This window comes from Larkinella soli (genome assembly GCF_003703975.1).
Taxonomy (GTDB): Bacteria; Bacteroidota; Bacteroidia; order Cytophagales; family Spirosomataceae; genus Larkinella; species Larkinella soli.
In genome coordinates, this window is the sequence record NZ_QTJY01000017.1 from 116,604 (window position 1) to 134,891 (window position 18,288).

The 18,288-nt window shown below is 58.0% G+C and carries 16 protein-coding genes; 8 read left to right on the forward strand and 8 right to left on the reverse strand.

Annotated elements, in window-relative coordinates:
• Positions 1–66: 66 nt before the first annotated feature.
• Complete coding sequence (locus DX909_RS24375; RefSeq protein ID WP_128547853.1) at positions 67–900, reverse strand: phosphatidate cytidylyltransferase; 834 nt, start codon at positions 898–900, stop codon at positions 67–69.
• A gap of 161 nt (positions 901–1,061) precedes the next feature.
• On the opposite strand from DX909_RS24375, the gene DX909_RS24380 reads away from it, so the two are divergent.
• On the forward strand, positions 1,062–1,592 hold the full coding sequence (locus DX909_RS24380; protein WP_128547854.1) for a hypothetical protein: 531 nt from the start codon (positions 1,062–1,064) through the stop codon (positions 1,590–1,592).
• A 3-nt stretch (positions 1,593–1,595) separates the two neighbouring features.
• On the opposite strand, the gene DX909_RS24385 is transcribed toward DX909_RS24380, so the two are convergent.
• Positions 1,596–1,814 carry a DUF2007 domain-containing protein gene (locus tag DX909_RS24385; RefSeq protein WP_128547855.1) on the reverse strand — a complete coding sequence of 73 codons (219 nt, stop codon included), beginning with the start codon at positions 1,812–1,814 and terminating at the stop codon, positions 1,596–1,598.
• Positions 1,807–2,760 carry a CPBP family intramembrane glutamic endopeptidase gene (locus tag DX909_RS24390; RefSeq protein WP_128547856.1) on the reverse strand — a complete coding sequence of 318 codons (954 nt, stop codon included), beginning with the start codon at positions 2,758–2,760 and terminating at the stop codon, positions 1,807–1,809. The genes DX909_RS24385 and DX909_RS24390 overlap by 8 nt, the downstream gene beginning before the upstream one ends.
• 99 nt (positions 2,761–2,859) lie before the next feature.
• Here DX909_RS24390 and dusB point away from each other — a divergent pair, with 99 nt between their 5' ends.
• On the forward strand, positions 2,860–3,849 hold the full coding sequence (gene dusB, locus DX909_RS24395) for a tRNA dihydrouridine synthase DusB (RefSeq protein ID WP_128547857.1): 990 nt from the start codon (positions 2,860–2,862) through the stop codon (positions 3,847–3,849).
• Here the strand turns inward: dusB and DX909_RS24400 are convergent.
• Positions 3,841–4,650, reverse strand: a complete 810-nt coding sequence (locus tag DX909_RS24400) for a glycosyltransferase family 2 protein (protein ID WP_128547858.1) — start codon at positions 4,648–4,650, stop codon at positions 3,841–3,843. The genes dusB and DX909_RS24400 overlap by 9 nt on opposite strands.
• Complete coding sequence (locus DX909_RS24405; RefSeq protein WP_128547859.1) at positions 4,647–5,609, reverse strand: glycosyltransferase family 2 protein; 963 nt, start codon at positions 5,607–5,609, stop codon at positions 4,647–4,649. Before DX909_RS24405 ends, DX909_RS24400 begins: the two co-directional genes overlap by 4 nt.
• 394 nt (positions 5,610–6,003) lie before the next feature.
• Here DX909_RS24405 and DX909_RS24410 point away from each other — a divergent pair, with 394 nt between their 5' ends.
• The 6 genes from DX909_RS24410 to DX909_RS24435 all read left to right on the forward strand — a co-directional run bounded on the left by DX909_RS24410 (position 6,004) and on the right by DX909_RS24435 (position 12,474).
• Positions 6,004–6,918 carry a DMT family transporter gene (locus DX909_RS24410; protein ID WP_128547860.1) on the forward strand — a complete coding sequence of 305 codons (915 nt, stop codon included), beginning with the start codon at positions 6,004–6,006 and terminating at the stop codon, positions 6,916–6,918.
• Between the two features lie 9 nt (positions 6,919–6,927).
• Positions 6,928–7,428 (forward strand): acyl-CoA carboxylase biotin carboxyl carrier protein subunit, encoded by a 501-nt coding sequence (locus DX909_RS24415; protein ID WP_128547861.1) that lies wholly within the window; start codon positions 6,928–6,930, stop codon positions 7,426–7,428.
• A 61-nt stretch (positions 7,429–7,489) separates the two neighbouring features.
• Positions 7,490–8,227 (forward strand): UMP kinase, encoded by a 738-nt coding sequence (gene pyrH / locus DX909_RS24420; protein ID WP_128547862.1) that lies wholly within the window; start codon positions 7,490–7,492, stop codon positions 8,225–8,227.
• Between the two features lie 45 nt (positions 8,228–8,272).
• Complete coding sequence (gene frr, locus DX909_RS24425) at positions 8,273–8,833, forward strand: ribosome recycling factor (protein ID WP_128547863.1); 561 nt, start codon at positions 8,273–8,275, stop codon at positions 8,831–8,833.
• A gap of 155 nt (positions 8,834–8,988) precedes the next feature.
• Complete coding sequence (locus DX909_RS24430; RefSeq protein ID WP_229311171.1) at positions 8,989–11,397, forward strand: TonB-dependent receptor; 2,409 nt, start codon at positions 8,989–8,991, stop codon at positions 11,395–11,397.
• Between the two features lie 6 nt (positions 11,398–11,403).
• Entirely contained in the window at positions 11,404–12,474 is a 1,071-nt protein-coding gene (locus DX909_RS24435; protein ID WP_128547864.1) for a DUF4249 domain-containing protein, read from the forward strand.
• Positions 12,475–12,495: 21 nt separating this feature from the next.
• Here the strand turns inward: DX909_RS24435 and DX909_RS24440 are convergent, their stop codons facing one another.
• The 3 genes from DX909_RS24440 to DX909_RS24450 all read right to left on the reverse strand — a co-directional run bounded on the left by DX909_RS24440 (position 12,496) and on the right by DX909_RS24450 (position 18,093).
• Positions 12,496–13,995 carry a RagB/SusD family nutrient uptake outer membrane protein gene (locus DX909_RS24440; RefSeq protein WP_164851387.1) on the reverse strand — a complete coding sequence of 500 codons (1,500 nt, stop codon included), beginning with the start codon at positions 13,993–13,995 and terminating at the stop codon, positions 12,496–12,498.
• An 11-nt stretch (positions 13,996–14,006) separates the two neighbouring features.
• Positions 14,007–16,868 (reverse strand): SusC/RagA family TonB-linked outer membrane protein, encoded by a 2,862-nt coding sequence (locus DX909_RS24445; RefSeq protein WP_128547866.1) that lies wholly within the window; start codon positions 16,866–16,868, stop codon positions 14,007–14,009.
• Between the two features lie 244 nt (positions 16,869–17,112).
• A complete protein-coding gene (locus DX909_RS24450) occupies positions 17,113–18,093 on the reverse strand; it encodes a UDP-glucuronic acid decarboxylase family protein (protein ID WP_128547867.1) in 981 nt (326 codons plus the stop codon).
• Between the last annotated feature and the right edge of the window lie 195 nt (positions 18,094–18,288).

Consider the following 18,288-nt stretch of genomic DNA (forward strand, 5'->3'; position numbering starts at 1 on the left):
AAGAAAACGACTGCTGCGGAAACCTATTGCCTTCCGGCAGCCGGGGTTCAGGCCGGGATGGTCCGGCTACGAAAAAATTTTTAAGAACGTAATGATAAAGGGGGCTGCCAGCAGCAGCCCGTCGAAACGGTCCAGAAAGCCGCCGTGGCCCGGGATGGTTGATCCGGAATCCTTGATGGCGATGCTCCGCTTGAACAGAGACTCGACCAGATCGCCGTAGGTGCCGGTGACGACGATGATCGCGCCGACACAGTACCATTCCCACGGCCGGAGGTCTTCGACGTAAAACGCCAGAAAGAAGGCCATGACCGCAGCGGCAATCGCCCCGCCCAAAGCCCCTTCCCACGACTTTTTTGGCGACACTCGTGCAAATAACTTTCTCCGGCCGAATTTAGTGCCGGCAAAGTAGGCACCGATGTCGCTGGCCCAGAGCAAAATCAGACAACCCAGAACCAAGCCCGGATGGTAGGTACCTCCCCGGAGGGCCAGCACGTTCAGCAAAGCGAACGGCACCGCCACATAGATAACCCCCAGAAAGGTAAACCCGATATTCGTAAAAGGTTTTAAATCCCTTTTTTTATATAATTTAATTAAAAAAATCATGGAAGCCGCCGGACATATGAGGAAATAGTTGTCGAAGGGAATGATCCCCTTTTCGATGAGGTAGGTCAGCACACAGATAAAGCATCCAACCAGCGTTCCGTAATAGGTCAGCGGCTGGTTGCCGTCCAGTCCGAGCAGTTTGTAAAATTCCAGCTGCGTCAGGGCGCTGATGGCGCAGAACAGGAGCACAAAGGTCCAGTCACTATACCAGATGGCGGATAGGATGACGATGACGCCGATCGCAGCAGCAATGACCCGCTGTTGCAGGTTCGACATCTGATTTAAGCGAGCTCTCATGTAGGAAGACAACGACAAACCGGGTTGGTTCTTCCGGCGAAAATAACAAAATACGGACAGGCCTCCCCACATTCATACGACTTTCCGCCGATTTTCCCTTATTTTACGAAACTCATTCGTAACACCTGACATTTTAACCGGTTTCCCTGCCGACCCCCTTTATGGTTTTATACCTGCTCGGCTTTTTGCTGAACCTTTTCAGTCCGGGCCAGCCAACCGAAGCCGACCTGCGCTCGCTGCGCTGGGGAATGCACAGCCAGGAAGTCAGAACCCTGGAGCGGTTGGCGCCGATCCGGGTTACGGATACCACCCAGATCTATCGCCAGCGGTGGTTTTACAATTATCCCGCCACGCTTCACCTCGATTTCATAGACGACCGGCTCGCCGGCGCCCGTTACATTCTGACGGAAAAACACATCCGGGCCATCGACCACTGGAAGGACTATCACGACATCGTTAAAATCCTGTCCGACCGCTACGGCACCCCGCCCGGCGACTACTGGACCTGGAATGTTCCGCTGTACAAAGACCGGCCGGAGCGGTTCGGCGATGCGGTGCTGCTCGGCCACCTCCGGCGTTCCAGTGTCTGGGAAACCGGCCGGAGCATTATCACGCTGGAAATGTCGGGAACCCCCAGAGACGGCATTTATACCGTGCTGTCGTATACCAGCAAGGGGCGGCCCACCGAATAGAGGCTACAGGCGGGTTTCATCAAAGTCGGCGGAGATCAGATGGATCTTCGCCATGGTAGCATCCCGGCTCGGGACATACACTTCGCAGTTTCCGAGAAGATAATTGCTGTCCTTTTTATTGACCACGACGGCATTGATCTGATGACCCTCCAACAACACTTTGGCAAGTTCGGCCCGGTAGCTGACCGGCGTTACCATCACTTTCTCCCAGTTTTCAGACATACGGATGGGACGGCAATTGATTTGATCTTCGGAAATAAATTAAAAAGCCTACCGTTAAAAGTAACGAAAAAAGGGCTCCGGTCAAAGGAACGGAATCCGTATTTTCAATATCGATCGAGACCATCTGCCGGCGGTACAGCCAGACCATCAGCACCGTAAAGCCGTTGTTGACGAAGTGGGCCAGGATCGGTACCCAGAGATTTCCGGACCAGACATACAGGTATCCAAACAACGCCCCGAGCAGCGTCCGGGGGATGAATCCGTAGAACTGCACGTGGATGGCGCTGAAGATCAGGGCCGCTATCCAGACGGCCAGATGCGGGTTTCCGAACCACTGCTGAAGTTTGCGCTGCACCAGCCCCCGAAACAGCACTTCCTCCCCGATGGCCGGAATGACCCCGATGACGAAAATGGCGATGGCGAGCTGCCAGGGCGTCGTGAACGTGGTCAGGAAGGTGGTCAGTTCCGACAGTTGATCTTCCTTCTGCCGCATCCAGTTTTCCAGACCGGAGAGGGAATCAGGAAGGCTCATATTCCGGTTCCACTCAATGATCAGGCCGTCGAAGGGCATGAAGGCGATGGTCAGCAGCACCACCACCCCCAGAGCCTGAACGGTCGATAAGGGCCGGTCGTTGAGGTCACCGGCCGGGCGGTGTTCGATAAACCGCAGATACAGCAGGCAGGGCACCAGAAACGAAAACAGGTGGCTGATTCCCTGCACGAACATCAGCAGATACCAGCTGCCGGCAAAATCCTTCGGATGATTGAGCAGATCGAAGGCGTTCGTCACCGTATTGCCTCCGGCGGCCGCCCAGGCGACGATCACCGCCCCCGCAATCATGCTGCCGATCGACATGCCGAGTAAGATAAATCCCAGTAAAATCAGCAGGCTGCGTAAGGGGTGCAATCGGTTGGTATTCGGTGCGGTCGCGCGGAAATCTTCCATATTAAGCGTAAATTTACGGCAAACCGGCAAGGCTATCAAAACCTTACCGGTTTTTTACTCGATTAGAACATCTTTGAAACCCGCGTTGTTAGCGGATATATGGTAAAAATTGGTAACATAGAGCTGGGCGGTTTTCCGCTACTCCTGGCCCCGATGGAAGATGTCAGCGATCCGCCGTTCCGGGCGGTATGCAAAGCCAACGGAGCCGACCTGATGTATACGGAATTCATCTCCTCCGAAGGTCTCATCCGGGATGCCGCCAAGAGCGTTCAGAAACTGGACATCTTCGAATACGAACGCCCGATCGGGATTCAGCTTTTCGGCTCGGACGTACAGACCATGGGCGCCTGCGCCGAAATCGCCACCCGCGTCAGCCCCGACCTGATCGACATCAACTACGGCTGTCCGGTAAAAAACGTGGCCTGCCGGGGTGCCGGGGCGGCCCTGCTTCAGGACATTCCCAAAATGGTCCGGATGACCGAGGCCGTCGTCAAGTCCACCCACCTGCCCGTAACCGTGAAAACCCGGCTCGGCTGGGACGATGCCACCAAAAACATTCTGGAAGTGGCCGAACGGCTGCAGGACATCGGGATCCAGGCCCTGACCATCCACGGCCGCACCCGCGTTCAGATGTACAAGGGCGAGGCCGACTGGACGCTCATCGGCCGCGTCCGGGAAAACCCCCGCATCCGCATTCCGATTTTCGGAAACGGCGATATCGACAGTCCGGAAAAAGCACTGGAATACAAAAACCGCTACGGCGTCGACGGCATTATGATCGGCCGGGCCAGCATCGGGTATCCGTGGGTGTTCAACGAGATCAAACACTACCTGCATACCGGAGAACACCTGCCCGCCCCCACCCTGGCCGACCGCGTGGCCGTGTGCAAACAGCACCTGACGTTCTCGATCCGCTGGAAAGGAGAAAAAACCGGCATCTTCGAAATGCGCCGGCATTATACCAACTACTTCAAAGGGCTGGAAAACTTCAAGCCGTTCCGCCAGCGGCTCGTCCAGGCCGACACCTTCGCCGAACTTTCGGAGATTCTGGACGAGATCGCCGAGTCCTACGCGCTGACCTTAGCGTGAAAAGGCCAGTGCCGGCTCCACCCTGTCATGGGCTTTGGCGTCCTGGATTTCATGAAGCTTCGTGTATTTGATGACCGGATACACGGCCGACAGCAGCGCCCAGACGAAGCCGGGATACCCGTCGAGGACGCCCCGCCTGAAAATATATATCTTCAGAAAGGTGAACAGAAACCGCAGCCCCTGCAGCGGTAGGTTCGCCTTTTTTTGTCGGGCGGCCATTTCCCCCGCGCTCAGGGTAGTATACTGGTTCATTTTGACGACATATTCGTGCAACGACCCGTAGCTGTCGTGAATCAGCGGGGCCGAAAACCGCCCCACCGGACCCGCCACCTGGACCGATTCGTGAACGCGCGTGGGCGAAATGCAGCCCTGCCGCCGGTCGAACAGGCGAAGGATAGGCTGGCGGTGCTGCCCGCTGTAACGCAGGACGCGTCCCAGGAAAACCAGGTTCCGGGGCAGCGCATAGCCGTCCATGATCGGGGTCCCTTTCGTAAACAGCTCCCTGATTTCCAGCGCCAGCGGCTTTGAAACGATCTCGTCGGCATCCAGCACCAGCACCCAGTCGTGAGTAGCCTGTTCGACGGCATACTGCTTCTGTGTTCCGAAGCCGTCGAACTCCCGGTGATACACCCGGCATTCGAACTTCCGGGCAATGGAAAGCGTAGCGTCCGTACTTCCGGAATCCACAAGGATGATTTCGTCCGCCCAGTCTGCGACCGACGCCAGCGACTTCGCCAGCGTCCGCTCCGCATTCAGGGTGATGATCACGACGGAGAGAGGTACTCTTGCGGGTAGCGTCATACGGTTTCAAAGGTTATGGCGTGAGACTTTTTCAATAAATTCCGGGCGATGACGGCCAGCCCCTGCTGATAACGCAGACTCTCCCGAACGGGCGCCCCCCGCAGCAGAAACCAGACCAGTTCCCTATACCGCCGGTTGCCGACCGACTTCCGGCCCACCTTCACCAGATAAAAGAGCTGTAAGGCCAGCCGCGTCGGATTGCTCTCGTACTTCCGGAAGTAGTAAAACAGCGACAGGTAATACTCCTTTTCGATCAGAAGGTTCCGGTTCGTGCTGCCGCCCCCGATGTGTCGGAACCGGACATCCGGCACCAGAACGGCCGACCATCCGGCCCGGTTGAGACGCCGGCAGATGTCCTCTTCTTCACAAAAAAGAAAATAGGCCGGATCAAAGCCGCCGACCTGCCAGAAGGCCGTCGCCCGGACGAACATGGCGCTGCCCGTGACGACCGGCACCGGCACCGGCTCGCGGTAGGCGTCCTTTCTGGGCGGGTAATGCGCCGGCCGGAGTTTCCGAACCACCGCGTGCCCCAGCAGTTTAGCGCTCAGACGAGGAAAATAACCAAAGGACGGTTCCGGCTGATCGGCCCGGTTGATAGCCTGGGCCGTACAGACCCCCACGTTCCGGTGGGCCTCCATGTAGGCATACAGCCGGGTGCAGACGTCATCGAGGAGGAGGCAGTCGTTGTTGAGAAAAAAATAATAGGCCGAAGAGGGATCGGTAAACTGAAGGCCGAACGAATGGCCGCCGGAAAAGCCCAGGTTCAGGCGGCTGCGGACCAGCCGGACCGAAGGCAGACCGTTGAGCGAATGAAGGGCTTCGAAATCATCCTCCCGGGAGCCGTTGTCGACCACAATAATTTCCGTTTCGGCCATACGGGTATGCCGGCGGATGGATGCCACGCAGTCGAGCGTATATCCACTTGAATTATAATTCAGAATGATCAAAGAAACTCTCATGCACAAGTGGGAGCATATAACACCTAACAATCAACCAGTTGCGATCAGGATTATTAGAACTGCCGCCAGGAAACTCCCCGGGCTGCCTTCATCGGAAGGGACCCGACTGTGGGGAATGCGACAAGCTTGAGCTATAGAGATGGGTTCTAATCGCAGGACAGGAATCCGTTACCGACCGTTGCATGCCCGTACGGCATTTGTTGCCGAACCGTTGCATTTCGAAGCCCAAACCGGGCAGCAGCCCTATTGTATCAACTCCGAAATAGGTAAAATAGTATAATCCGCAGGATCGGAAAAAGTTTGCCTTTCGGTAAAAAAGGGCCCGAAAAATGAGCAAAAACGGCTTCCGGCGGCCGGAAAGGAACCAAAAAACGCGCCGGTCCGTCAATCCGGTATGACAAGACCGATTCCCCTCAAAACCGATGAACCGCCGGCCGCTTCCCCCCCGAAACCGCGGGCGCTGGCCTGGTTTCTTCTGATTTCGGTGGCGCTCATCTGGGGCACATCCTTCATTCTGATCAAACGGAGCCTTCTGGTTTTCACCCCCTTTGAAGTGGGAACGGGCCGCATCTTTCTGGCTTTCCTCTTCTTTCTCCCCTATCTGATCCTCCGCCGACGGGATTTCCCGCGTGACCGCTGGCTTCCCCTGCTCGGGTCCGGTATGCTCGGTTATCTGATTCCGGCCGTTCTCTTTGCCACGGCCGGCGCCCACCTCAACAGTTCCCTTTCCGGTGCACTGAACGCCCTCAGCCCGCTTTTTACCTTTCTGGTGGGCGTACTGGTGTTTGGCAACCAGGCCCGTTTGCTGCAGATCGTCGGTATTCTCCTGGGCTTTGCCGGGTCTGTTTTCCTGGTCTTTTTCAGTACGACCGGATCCTTCGCCTTCAACGGTTACGCGTTTCTGATCGTGGTGGCCACCATCTGCTACGGTTTCAATATCAACATCGTTGCGCGGTATCTGACCGGAATGCCGGCCCTGACCTCGACGGCCTTTACCTTCGCCATGATCGGACCGATTGCCCTTATCGGCTTGGGAACCACCGATTTCCCCGCCCGGGCCTTCGCCCCCGGCTCCGGTACGGCCGTAGTATTCATGTTCATTCTGGGCATGATCGGCTCCGGCTTCGCAACCATTCTCTTTAACCGGGTCATCCAGCTGACGTCCGGCGTTTTTGCCTCCACCGTCACCTACCTGATCCCGATGGTGGCGCTGCTCTGGGGGCTGTTCGACGGAGAACCGCTGTTCTGGCCGCAGATGACCGGTATGGGAATTTGCCTGCTCGGTGTATATTTGATGAACCGAAAATAACCCGATCCCATGTACAAGGCCTCCGTCAATGACCGGTTCTCCTTCGAAATCACGTTTTCCGGAAATCAGCCTCTGCTGAACGGCGACCCTGTCGACTGGAACCTGGTCCGGCTGGACGACCGGACGTTTCACCTCCTGCACCAAAACCGTTCCTATACGGCGGAACTGCTCTCGCTGGATGCCGAAGCAAAAACCATCTCCCTGAAAATCAACCAGTCGGTTTACGAGGTATCGCTGAAAGACCGCTTCGACCTCCTGCTCGAACAGATGGGAATGAGTCAGGCCGGTCAGAGCCGGGTCAACGATATCCGGGCCCCGATGCCCGGGCTGATCCTGAGCGTAAGCATCCAGCCGGGCGACGTCGTGAGGAAAGGAGACAGCGTTCTGATCCTGGAAGCCATGAAGATGGAAAACGTCATCAAGGCCCCCGGCGACGGCACCGTCAGGGCCGTTCGGGTCGGAAACGGTGACCGGGTCGAGAAGAATCAGGTGCTCGTCGAATTCGCCTAATTAAGGAACAGGCTTCCTCCCTTTGCGGTTTTGTCTTATCTTTGCCGCTAAACTCTTCTTCATGGCTCAACTCAGGTATAAAAGAATTCTGCTCAAACTCAGCGGTGAGGCTTTGAGCGGAGAAAAAGGGTACGGAATCGATCCGGAAGTTCTGGAACAGTACAGCCGCGAAATCAAACGGGTGGTCGATATGGGGGTTCAGGTCGCCATCGTCATCGGCGGAGGAAACATCTTCCGCGGAGTACAGGGCGAACGGACCGGCATCGACCGGGTTCAGGGTGACTACATGGGTATGCTGGCTACCGTCATCAACGCCATGGCCATTCAGAGTTCGCTCGAACAGCACGGCCTTTTTACCCGCGTCATGTCGGCCATCAAAATGGAGCAGGTCTGTGAACCGTACGTCCGCCGTCGGGCCGTGCGTCACCTGGAAAAAGGCCGTGTGGTCATTTTCGGGGCCGGAACCGGCAGCCCTTACTTCACGACCGATACCACTGCGAGCCTGCGGGCCATCGAAATCGAGGCTGACGTGGTACTGAAAGGAACCCGCGTCGACGGCGTCTATACGGCCGACCCCTTCAAGGACAAAACCGCCACCCGGTATACCACCATTACGTTTCAGGACGTTTACGAGAAGAAACTGAGCGTCATGGATCTGACGGCTTTCACGCTGTGCAAGGAAAACAATCTGCCGATTATCGTCTTCGATATGAATCAATCCGACAACCTGATTCGGCTCGTGCAGGGCGAGGAAGTAGGTACGCTCATTACCGTGGACGTGCCGTCGGAGTCGGTTTAACCCCCTCCCGGAAGGGATCTTCTCAATCAAAGTTCAAAAACGACAATGGAAGAGATTGAACTCTATCTTGACGACGCCCGGGAAACCATGGAAAAGGCGTTGAAACACCTGAATATCGAGTTAGGTAAAATCCGGGCCGGGAAAGCGTCTCCCTCCATGCTCGACGGCCTTCAGGTAGAATACTACGGCATGATGTCGCCGATCAACAACGTCGCTTCCGTGACCACCCCCGACGCCCGGACCATCGCCGTCAAGCCGTTTGAAAAAAAACTGATCGGTGAGATCGAAAAGGCCATCCGCAACAGCAACCTCGGCCTCGCTCCCACCAACGACGGCGAACTGATCCGGCTCAACATTCCGCCCCTGACCGAAGAACGCCGGCGGGACTTGGTCAAGAAGGTCAAACAGGAAATCGAAGTCGCCAAGGTGAACGTGCGCAATATCCGCAAGGACACCAACGACGGGATCCGGAAACTGACCAAGGAAGGCGTTTCCGAAGACGACGTCAAGAAGGGTGAAGACCGGGTTCAGAAACTGACCGACAGCTATATCGCCAAAATCGAAACCATCTTTACCACCAAGGAACAGGACATCATGTCCGTCTGACCGTGGTCCTACTTCCTGCCGGACCCGGACCCTTGCCGGGTCCGGTTTTTTTGTGCCTGCCACAACCGAATCCCGGCAATTTGTTAACCAGTTCGTGTAAAACCATCATTTGTCCCTATATTGTAGAAAGTTCCAGACCTGACCTCATCCTGAACGTGTTACAGACTGTCGGACGACTGCTGTCCATCGGTGCGCTCTCCCTGCTCCTGGGCATATCCGCCCGGGCACAGGCCCTCCTCACCCGCGTGATTTCCGGTTATGTCCGGGAAGCAGGCACGAACAAACCCATCGGGGGCGCCACCCTCTTCATTCAGGAAACCCGGCGCGGCACCACCACCGACCGCGACGGCTTCTACACCCTGACGGTTTCCGACGGCAGATATACCCTACTGATCACGCACCTCGGCTATATCCGTACCGAACAGAAAATCAGCGTCCCGCCCAGCCGGACGCTCAACAACATCACCCTCGAACCCGACACCAAACTGCTCGACGAGGTCACGGTCAAAACCGAGTCGCCGGACCGGAACGTGAAGAAGGTGGAACTGGGCGTCACGCAGCTGCCGATTCACAACATCGTCAAGATGCCCGCCCTGATGGGCGAGGTCGACATTGTCCGGAGCCTGCTGCTGCTTCCGGGCGTCACCACGGTCGGCGAAGGAGCCACCGGCATCAACGTCCGGGGCGGCAGCGTGGACCAGAACCTGGTGCTGCTCGACGACGCGCCCATCTACAACTCCTCCCACCTGATGGGCTTTTTTTCGGTGTTCAACCCCGACGCGGTGCGGGACGTCACTCTCCAGAAAGGGAACCTTCCAGCCCGGTACGGCGGACGGACCTCGGCCGTGCTGGATGTCCGGACCAAAGAACCCGATCCGGAAAAATGGCGGCTCAGCGGAGGGGTCGGACTGATCTCGAACCGGCTGGGGGTCGAGGGGCCGATCATCCGGCAGAAGCTGACCGTCATGATCGATACGCGGCTGGCACTCAACGACTTTCTGTTCAAGCTTGGCCCGGCCGCCATCCGGGACGTAAAAGCGAGCTTTTATGACCTGACCGGAAAAGTGAAGTTTCTGCCGAACGAAAAAAATACCGTCTATGTGTCGGGTTATGTGAGCAACGATAAAATGCTGCTCCCCTCCGACTCGCTGCTTTCGGTGGACGTTTCGGCCTCCCGAACGGGCTTCGACTACCAGACCGCCAACGGCTCCCTGAAATGGATCCATACCTTCTCGAGTCGGTTCAGCATGAACCTTTCGGCCGTCATGGCCCGCTACCGCTCGGCTACCAGCGTTCCGGATACGGGCAATGCCTTCCGGCTGCAATCTGAGCTGCTGTCGAAAATCGTCCGGGCCGAAGCCGAATACCTGGGGGACCGCCACCGGATTGCGTTTGGCGTTCAGGTGACGCATTACGGCTTGACGCCCAATACGCTGACGCCCGGGCCGGTGTCCAATGTGCAGCCAGTGCGGCTGCCGAACGAGCAGGGCATCGAAGCCGGGTTGTATGCCGAGGACGAGATCACCCTCAGCGACCGCACCGCCGTCATCGCCGGGTTGCGGTATTCGGCTTTTGCCTTCCTCGGCCCGACGGAAGTGCGCTCCTACGCATCCGACGGTCCGCGAAGGCCCGAAACCCTGCGGGAGACTGAACCCGTCCGGCGGGGTGAAATAGCCGAAGCCTACGGCGGTCTGGAACCCCGGCTGGCCCTGCGCTGGGCCCTCCGGCCCGACCGGTCGTTCAAGCTGGCCTATACCCGCACGCGCCAGTACCTGCAACTGGTGACGAACACCACGGCCGCCCTGCCGACCTCTCGCTGGAAGCTGAGCGACCCCCACATCAAACCGCAGATCGCCGATCAGCTTTCAGCCGGCTATTTCCGCAACCTGAAGGACGATACCTACGAGGTTTCCGCTGAAGTGTATTACCGCCACAGCCGCAATGCCATCGACTACCGGGACGGGTCACGCATTCTGCTGAACCCAACCCCTGAAACCGAGCTGCTCCAGGGCCGGGGACGTGCCTATGGCCTGGAACTCATGCTGAAGAAAAGCAAGGGATTCCTGACGGGATGGGCCAGCTACGCCTTTACCCGCACCCTCCTGCTGATCGACTCCCCCTACCCCGGCGAGCGCATCAACAGCGGGCAATGGTATCCGGCCAATTACGATAAACCGCACTCGGTGAACCTGCTGGCGATTTACCGCCCTTCCCGGACCTTTACGGCTTCCGCCAATTATACCTACAGCACCGGGCGGCCCATGACCGTGCCCTATGCCAAGGCCCGCGTCAACAATCTGATTACGCTGCCGGTCTACCTCGACCGGAACCAGCAGCGCATCCCGGATTATCACCGGCTCGATATTTCGCTGACCTGGGAGAAAAACCCGGTCAGGGCCACCCGCTGGTGGTACAGCTGGACCTTTTCGGTCTACAACCTGTATGCCCGTAAGAATGCCTACTCGGTATTTTACCGGTTCAACAGCTATGCCGCCGGGGATGCCAACAAACTGTCTATCTTCGGGGCCGCCATTCCGTCACTCACCTACAACTTCAAGCTGTAACCGGGTATGAGATTTTTTTCCTCGATCACGATCCTGATGCTGGGCCTCCTGGTATGCCGTTGCGTGACGCCCATCAACCCGGATGCGCGCAGCCTGCCGCCTTCGCTGGTCGTCGACGGTCTGGTGACCGACCAGCCGGGCCGGAACCGGGTTTCGCTGAGCCTGACGGCCGCCTACAAACAAACCGCCCTTAACCTGCTGGTGCAGAATGCCTCGGTGACGGTGTCCGACGACGCCAACCGGCGGGTGGAGTTTCGGGAAACGTCCCCCGGCTACTACCAGCCCGACACCAGCTGGCGCGGAGTGGCCGGCCGGACCTACACCCTGAACATTCAGCTTTCGGACGGACGAAGTTACCGGTCGAAGCCGGAACTGCTCCGGCCCGTCGTTCCCATCGATACGGTGTATGTGGAATTTACGCAGAAGCTGCGGCCGGGAACGCAGAGTTACAACAAGGGTTTCGACGTCTATCTGGACCTGAAAGACCCGGCCACGCCCGACGATTACTACCGCTGGAGCTGGGTGCATTACGAGCGTCCGTATTTCTGCGGGACCGTCAAAATTCCGGAATGTTCCGGATGTCAGAACTTTATCGAATACGGTGTCCTCTGCTGCGGACCCTGCTGGGACATCATCCGGTATCAGAACGAGATCAACATCGCCAGCGACAATTCCATCAACGGAAACCGCATCAGCCGGCGACCGCTTACCCGCGTGCCGTTTACGAGTTATCTGCCTTATTATCTGGAAATTGAACAGCAATCGCTGACGAAAGAGGCTTATCAGTATCTGTTCACGCTGAACGACATGATCAGTAATTCCGGGGGGCTGTTCGATGCCGCCCCGGCCACTCTGACCGGTAACCTCAGCAGCACCGGAAATGCAGAAGAACTGGTTTTCGGTTACTTTGCGGCCTCGGCCATGGTGATCAAACCGTTCTACGTCGATCGCCGGAATGCCCCGGCCTTCCCGGATCTGATGGACCTGCCGCCGGCCCTGCCTTCACCTGCCCCCTGCACGGCCTGCGTGGAAAGTCCGTTCCGGACCCAGCATCCGCCGAAATGGTGGCAGTTCTAAAGCCCTTTGATTATCAGCGGCTTACCACCCCGGATTCTGGGTCAGGTTCGGGTTCAGCTGGCGTTCTTTGACGGGAATCGGGAAAAGATAGTGTTTCTTTTCGTCAAAGGGTCGACCCTTTTCGGTGAGTTGGCGGTAGGCCTGTTTCCAGCGGACGAGGTCGTGCCACCGGTGGCCTTCCATGCCCAGCTCGACCACCCGTTCATGCATGATCCACTCCATGAAGGCGGTTTTGGGCAGGCCGGGTTCCAGGTCCTTCAGCCCGGCCCGCTTCCGGACTTTGTTCACGGCGGCATAGGCGTCGGCGGTTGGGCCCTGGGCGGAATTGACGGCTTCGGCGTACATCAGCAGCACGTCGGCATACCGCAGCAGCCGCATGTTGACATCCGATCCGGTGGCCCAGTCGAATTCGTTGCCGCCGTCTTTCTGGTATTTCCGGACGGCATAATCGGCCGGTTTGATGTCGGTCCAGGCCTTGTATTCCAGAATCTTATAGTAATCCAGGCCGTCGAATTTGCTGCCCTGCGGCCCGAAAATGGAGGCCAACAGCCGGGTGTCGCCCGGTTCGAACTGCTTCACATACCATTCGGAAGGAATGACGTTGTTATAGGCACGGCTCCGCACGCCCATTTCCAGGGGCCGCAGACCGCCGGTGCCGCACTCGTCGCAGAAAGCCCCCGGATTGACGGTTGAGGAGAACTGAACCTCGAACAGCGATTCCTTATTGTTCTCGGCGGTATTGGTGTGGTTGTCTCGGAAATTAGCCACCAGATCGTACTGGCCGGAGTCGATGATTTCCTTAAACAGCCGGGCGGCTGCCGCATAGTCGGCCTGGCTGTTGGTCAGATTGCCCCGGTAGAGCAGCGCCTTGGCCCGGAACCCTTTGGCGGCCCCCTTCGTAGCCCGTCCGATGTCGTCGCCATCATAGGTCGCCGGCAACCGCTTCTCAGCCTCCGTAAAATCGTTGAGGATCGATTCGTAAACGGTCGTGGCTGCGGCCCGGCCCGGTTGCCGTTCGGCGGGGTTGCTCACGTCCACTACCTTCAGGATCAGCGGCACATCGCCGAAATGCTGAACCAGCAGAAAGTAATACAGTCCCCGCAGGAAAAAAGCCTCGCCGAGCAGGCGGCTTTTCTTGGCCTCGTCCATCATCACCCCGGGTATACGGGTGATAGCCAGATTACTCCGGTAAACACCCTGATAGCAGCCGCTCCAGATCGCGTGATAAACCTCGTTGGAAGCATCCGCTTCGGCTTCGCGCATCAGCAGGAGGCTCGGCGTGGTCGAACCCGTCGCCGAGGTTTCATCCGACATCAGTTCCTGCGCCATCTGGATCGTTCTGGAATACAGGTCCGGTGACGCCAGCGTTGAATAGGCGGCATTGACCGCCCGGATCGCATCGTCGGCGGTTTTATAATAGTTATCGGTCGTCAGCACATTGACGTTCTGCACTTCCAGCGCCTTTTCGCTGCAACCGGCCAGCAGCAGCAGGCCCAGAACCAGAGGGTAGGTCTTTTTCATTGGATTCCGCATTAAAAGCTAAGTTGAATACCGCCCAGAAAGGTGCGCGGCTGCGGAACCACGCTTACATCGATGCCCTCGGCAATGGCCTGGTTGGCCGCAAATTCCGGGTCCAGGCCCGAGTACCGGGTTTTGGTGAACAGGTTCTGACCCCCTACATAGACCCGAAGTCGGCTGATTCCCCAGGAAGAGGTGAGCGACTCCGGCAGGGTGTAACCGAGCTGGAGCATCTTCAGCCGCAGGTAGCCGCCGTTTTCCACAAAGCGGGTAGAAGGGCGGAAATTGTTGGTTCCCGACGCATCCGCCCGGGGCTGGGCAGTCGAGGAGCGTTCGCGGGTCCAGCGGTTCAGCACCTGGGTTCCGGCATTGTACCGGCCCAGATACCCGTTCAGCCAGTAGGCGCTTGCATTGTAAAGATCGTTGCCGGTAACCCCCTGAAGGAGAGCCGCCAGATCGAAGCCTTTGCCGCTGACGTTAGCGGAGAGGCCATAATAGAACGTCGGGACCGGACTTCCGAGCCAGGTCTTATCGTCGTCGGTGATTTTGCCGTCGCCGTTCAGGTCGGCATACCGGAGGTCGCCCGGCTCCGTACCGGGCAGGCCGGGGTTCTGCCGGATTTCGTCGCGGTTCTGATAAATGCCGGCCACCTGAAATCCGTAATAACTCCCGACGGGATGCCCGGAGGCCGTGGCCGTAACGGTTTCGCCCTCCACGGTGCCGCTGAAAACCGGGTCGGGTCGCTCGCCGAGCGACTTCACCTCGTTTCGCTGCCAGGAGGCAAAACCTGACAATCCGTACGTCAGCCAGTTCCAGGTCCGTTCCACGTACAGGCTGAGGTCCAGCCCGCGCGTTTCGACCTGCCCGGCGTTGGTGAGCGGGGCGGCCGCCCCGACCGAGGAGGGAAGCGGCACCTCCACCAGCAGGTCGGAGGTCCGTTTGCGGAAATAATCAAGACTGACCCTGACGCTGTTCTCAAACGCTCCCAAATCCAGGCCCAGGTTCGCCATGGCGCTGGACTCCCAGCGGACGCCCGGGTTCGGCAGCGTCCCCGGCAGCGCGCCCAGCCCCAGGAAGGAATTGGTCGGCCCGAAGGGATAGTTGTAGTTTTCGGCGATCAGGGAGGCATACCGGAAGTCGCCGACATTGTCGTTGCCGGTTTTTCCCCAGCCCGCCCGCAGTTTCACGGTGGTCAGGTAAGGCACGGAAGCCAGAAACGCTTCCCGGTGCAGATACCAGGCTGCCGAAACCGAAGGAAACGTGCCGAACCGGTTGCCGGGACCGAACCGCGAGGAACCGTCCCGCCGGATGGCCGCGCCGAGAAAATATGTTTTCCGGTAGTCGTACGACACCTGCCCCAGCAGGCTGACGATCCGGTAGAAGCCGTACACCCCGCCCACGGCCCGGTTCCGGGACGACTGGCCCGCCGTCAGGGCGAGAATGTTGTTGCCGGGAAGACCGTCGGCCGATGCGCTGATGTCGTCCGTGCGATAGGTCTGGCGGCTCCCCGAAAGCAGCGCCGTGACCGAGTGGCCGCCGGTGGCATACGAATACGTAAGCTGATGGCTCAACAGCAGGTTGTACCGGCTCTGTTTGGCCCGGACGACGGCGGCCGACGGATTGATGTCGAACTCGCCCATGTTATAGGCGGGCATGGAAAAAAGCCGGTCGAAGTTCCGGAGATCGAAGCCGAAGGTTGCCCGATACGTCAGACCGTCCAGGATGGCCCATTCGCCGTACAGGTCCCCGATCAGGTTCAGTTGGGTACGGCGGTCGTTGAACAGCTTCGACTGCCCGACGGGATTTCGGGCATCATTGCCGGCGTCGAGGTAAGTCGGGCCGTTGAAGCCGCCGGCCAGCCGGGGGTTGGTGACGGATAGATATGGTGCGCTTTTCAGAGCCTGTTCGAGGGGCGTCCGCCCGCCCATGCCCTCATTGGCGTGCCGGACCGACTGGCCGGCGGTCAGGTGCTCCCCTACTTTCAGGCGATCCGTCAGGTCGAATTCGGTATTCAGACGCAGGCCCAGCCGTTCAAAGTCGGTACTTAGCAGCAGGCCCTGCTGTTTAAAGTAATCGACCGAGAGCTGATAACGGGAAGTTTCGTTTCCGCCCGCTACCGACACATAGGCATTCCGGACGGCGGCCGGACGGATTATTTCACCGACCCAGTTGGTATTCGTACCCCGCAGGGTATCGAGTGATTGCTGGTTGGTGAGCTTGAAGGCGGAGATCAGCCCGCCGTTGGAGCGGCTTTCATTGATGAAATCGATGTACTGCTGCGTGTTCAGAAGATCGGGGCGCCGGGTCATCCGCTGAACGCCGGCGGACAGACCGACCGTCACCCGCGGTTTTCCGGCCCGGCCCCGCTTCGTTGTGATCAGCACGACCCCGTTGGCGGCCCGCATGCCGTATACAGCCGAGGAAGCAGCATCCTTCAGCACCTCCACGGTCTCAATATCGTTGGGAGACAGCCAGTTGAGGTTATCTTCCTGACCAATAACCATGCCGTCGACGACGATCAGGGGCGAGGAATCTCCAAACCGCCCGGGCCCCCGGACCTGGACCGAAACCGCCCCGCCCGGATCACCCGAGTTGGCCGTCACCAGCACCCCGGCCGCCTGACCCTGGAGGGCCTGAAGGGGATTTCCGGTCAGGATGCGGTTCAGTTTCCGGCCCGGGATGGAATCCGCAGCGCCGGTAATCCGGTAAGTCGTCAGTCGGCCTTCACGGGTGGCGAGCGAGTCGGCGGGTGGTGGAGGGGAAGCCGCAGTGGGAGTTACCTGAGTAGCGAGGAAAGCAATCCAGCAGCCGGCAAAAAGTCTGTGCGTCGTTGACCAAAACCCCGGAAGCGACCGGGCATTCGGTGGGTTAATCATGCCTGATAACGGATTATAGGGGGTACCTGAGGTCAAGATAGTATTCTTTCCGTATCAAGAATAGTACCAGAGGTTGAAAATAAAAAAACCTGCGAGACACAGAAGGACACGCAGGTTTTAAGACAGACAGCTAAAGGTGTAATGCTCAAGGCATTTACGCCGTAAAGATAGAAATGATTTATGAATTATGAATTATCCGTTTGGATTTTTGTCGGACTTTGGCCCGAATGGTACGGATTTCATATCATTTTTTTACAAACTCCCGGTGATAGGCGGCTTTGTAGAGTTCCTCTTCGGGCAGACTTCGGAAGTAATCATACGTGATGCGAAGGCCCTCGGCGCGCGACACCTGCGGTTCCCAGCCCAGAATGGCTTTGGCGCGGGTAATGTCCGGCTGGCGCTGTTTGGGGTCGTCTTTCGGCAGCGGCCTGTACACCATCTTCTGGCTGGTGCCGGTCAGTTTGATGATTTCCTCCCCGAACTCCCGGATGGTGATTTCGCTGGGGTTGCCGATATTGACCGGATACGGATAATCGCTCAGCAGAAGCCGGTAGATGCCTTCGACCAGATCGTCGACGTAACAGAACGACCGCGTCTGGCTGCCGTCGCCGAAAACGGTGAGGTCTTCGCCCCGCAGCGCCTGTCCGATAAAGGCCGGCAGCACCCGACCGTCGTTGAGACGCATCCGCGGACCGTAGGTGTTGAAAATGCGCACGATCCGCGTCTCCAGGCCGTGGTAGGTATGATAAGCCATAGTCATGGCTTCCTGAAAACGCTTGGCTTCGTCGTAAACGCCCCGCGGGCCGACCGGGTTGACATTGCCCCAGTAGTCTTCGTTCTGGGGATGCACCGTCGGGTCGCCGTAAACTTCCGAAGTGGAAGCGATCAGCACCCGGGCCTTCTTGACCCGGGCCAGACCCAGGCAGTTATGGATGCCGAGCGAGCCTACTTTCAGCGTCTGAATCGGAATCTTCAGATAATCGATGGGGCTGGCCGGTGAGGCAAAGTGCAGAATGTAATCCAGTTCGCCCGGTACGTGAATGAATTTGGAGACGTCGTGGTGGTAGAATTCAAAGGTGGGCAGATGGAACAGATGCTCGATGTTACGCATGTCGCCGGTAATGAGGTTGTCCATGGCTATGACATGGTATCCCTCCTTTATGAAGCGATCGCATAAATGAGATCCTAAAAACCCTGCTCCACCCGTAATAAGTACGCGTTTCATAGAGAAGTATCAAATTGGCTAAAACTGGTGTTATCGGTCAGGCAAAAAAAATAGAACCCGGATCAGGCAGGCCCGCCGGTAAGGAACAAACCGGAGTCCGTTCCTTACCAGCAAAGGCTATGCCATCCTAATTCTATCTATCGAAGCGAAAAAAATCAAAACTTACGCATTCTGGGCCACTTCGGGCGAAACCGT

Coding starts and splice junctions, on each gene's coding strand:
- DX909_RS24400 (WP_128547858.1), bottom strand. CDS start 4,650: ATGACGCTACCCGCAAGAGTACCTCTCTCCGTCGTGATCATCACCCTG.
- DX909_RS24415 (WP_128547861.1), top strand. CDS start 6,928: ATGTACAAGGCCTCCGTCAATGACCGGTTCTCCTTCGAAATCACGTTT.
- dusB (WP_128547857.1), top strand. CDS start 2,860: ATGGTAAAAATTGGTAACATAGAGCTGGGCGGTTTTCCGCTACTCCTG.
- pyrH (WP_128547862.1), top strand. CDS start 7,490: ATGGCTCAACTCAGGTATAAAAGAATTCTGCTCAAACTCAGCGGTGAG.
- DX909_RS24440 (WP_164851387.1), bottom strand. CDS start 13,995: ATGAAAAAGACCTACCCTCTGGTTCTGGGCCTGCTGCTGCTGGCCGGT.
- DX909_RS24435 (WP_128547864.1), top strand. CDS start 11,404: ATGAGATTTTTTTCCTCGATCACGATCCTGATGCTGGGCCTCCTGGTA.
- DX909_RS24380 (WP_128547854.1), top strand. CDS start 1,062: ATGGTTTTATACCTGCTCGGCTTTTTGCTGAACCTTTTCAGTCCGGGC.
- DX909_RS24410 (WP_128547860.1), top strand. CDS start 6,004: ATGACAAGACCGATTCCCCTCAAAACCGATGAACCGCCGGCCGCTTCC.
- frr (WP_128547863.1), top strand. CDS start 8,273: ATGGAAGAGATTGAACTCTATCTTGACGACGCCCGGGAAACCATGGAA.
- DX909_RS24445 (WP_128547866.1), bottom strand. CDS start 16,868: ATGATTAACCCACCGAATGCCCGGTCGCTTCCGGGGTTTTGGTCAACG.
- DX909_RS24375 (WP_128547853.1), bottom strand. CDS start 900: ATGAGAGCTCGCTTAAATCAGATGTCGAACCTGCAACAGCGGGTCATT.
- DX909_RS24390 (WP_128547856.1), bottom strand. CDS start 2,760: ATGGAAGATTTCCGCGCGACCGCACCGAATACCAACCGATTGCACCCC.
- DX909_RS24450 (WP_128547867.1), bottom strand. CDS start 18,093: ATGAAACGCGTACTTATTACGGGTGGAGCAGGGTTTTTAGGATCTCAT.
- DX909_RS24385 (WP_128547855.1), bottom strand. CDS start 1,814: ATGTCTGAAAACTGGGAGAAAGTGATGGTAACGCCGGTCAGCTACCGG.
- DX909_RS24405 (WP_128547859.1), bottom strand. CDS start 5,609: ATGAGAGTTTCTTTGATCATTCTGAATTATAATTCAAGTGGATATACG.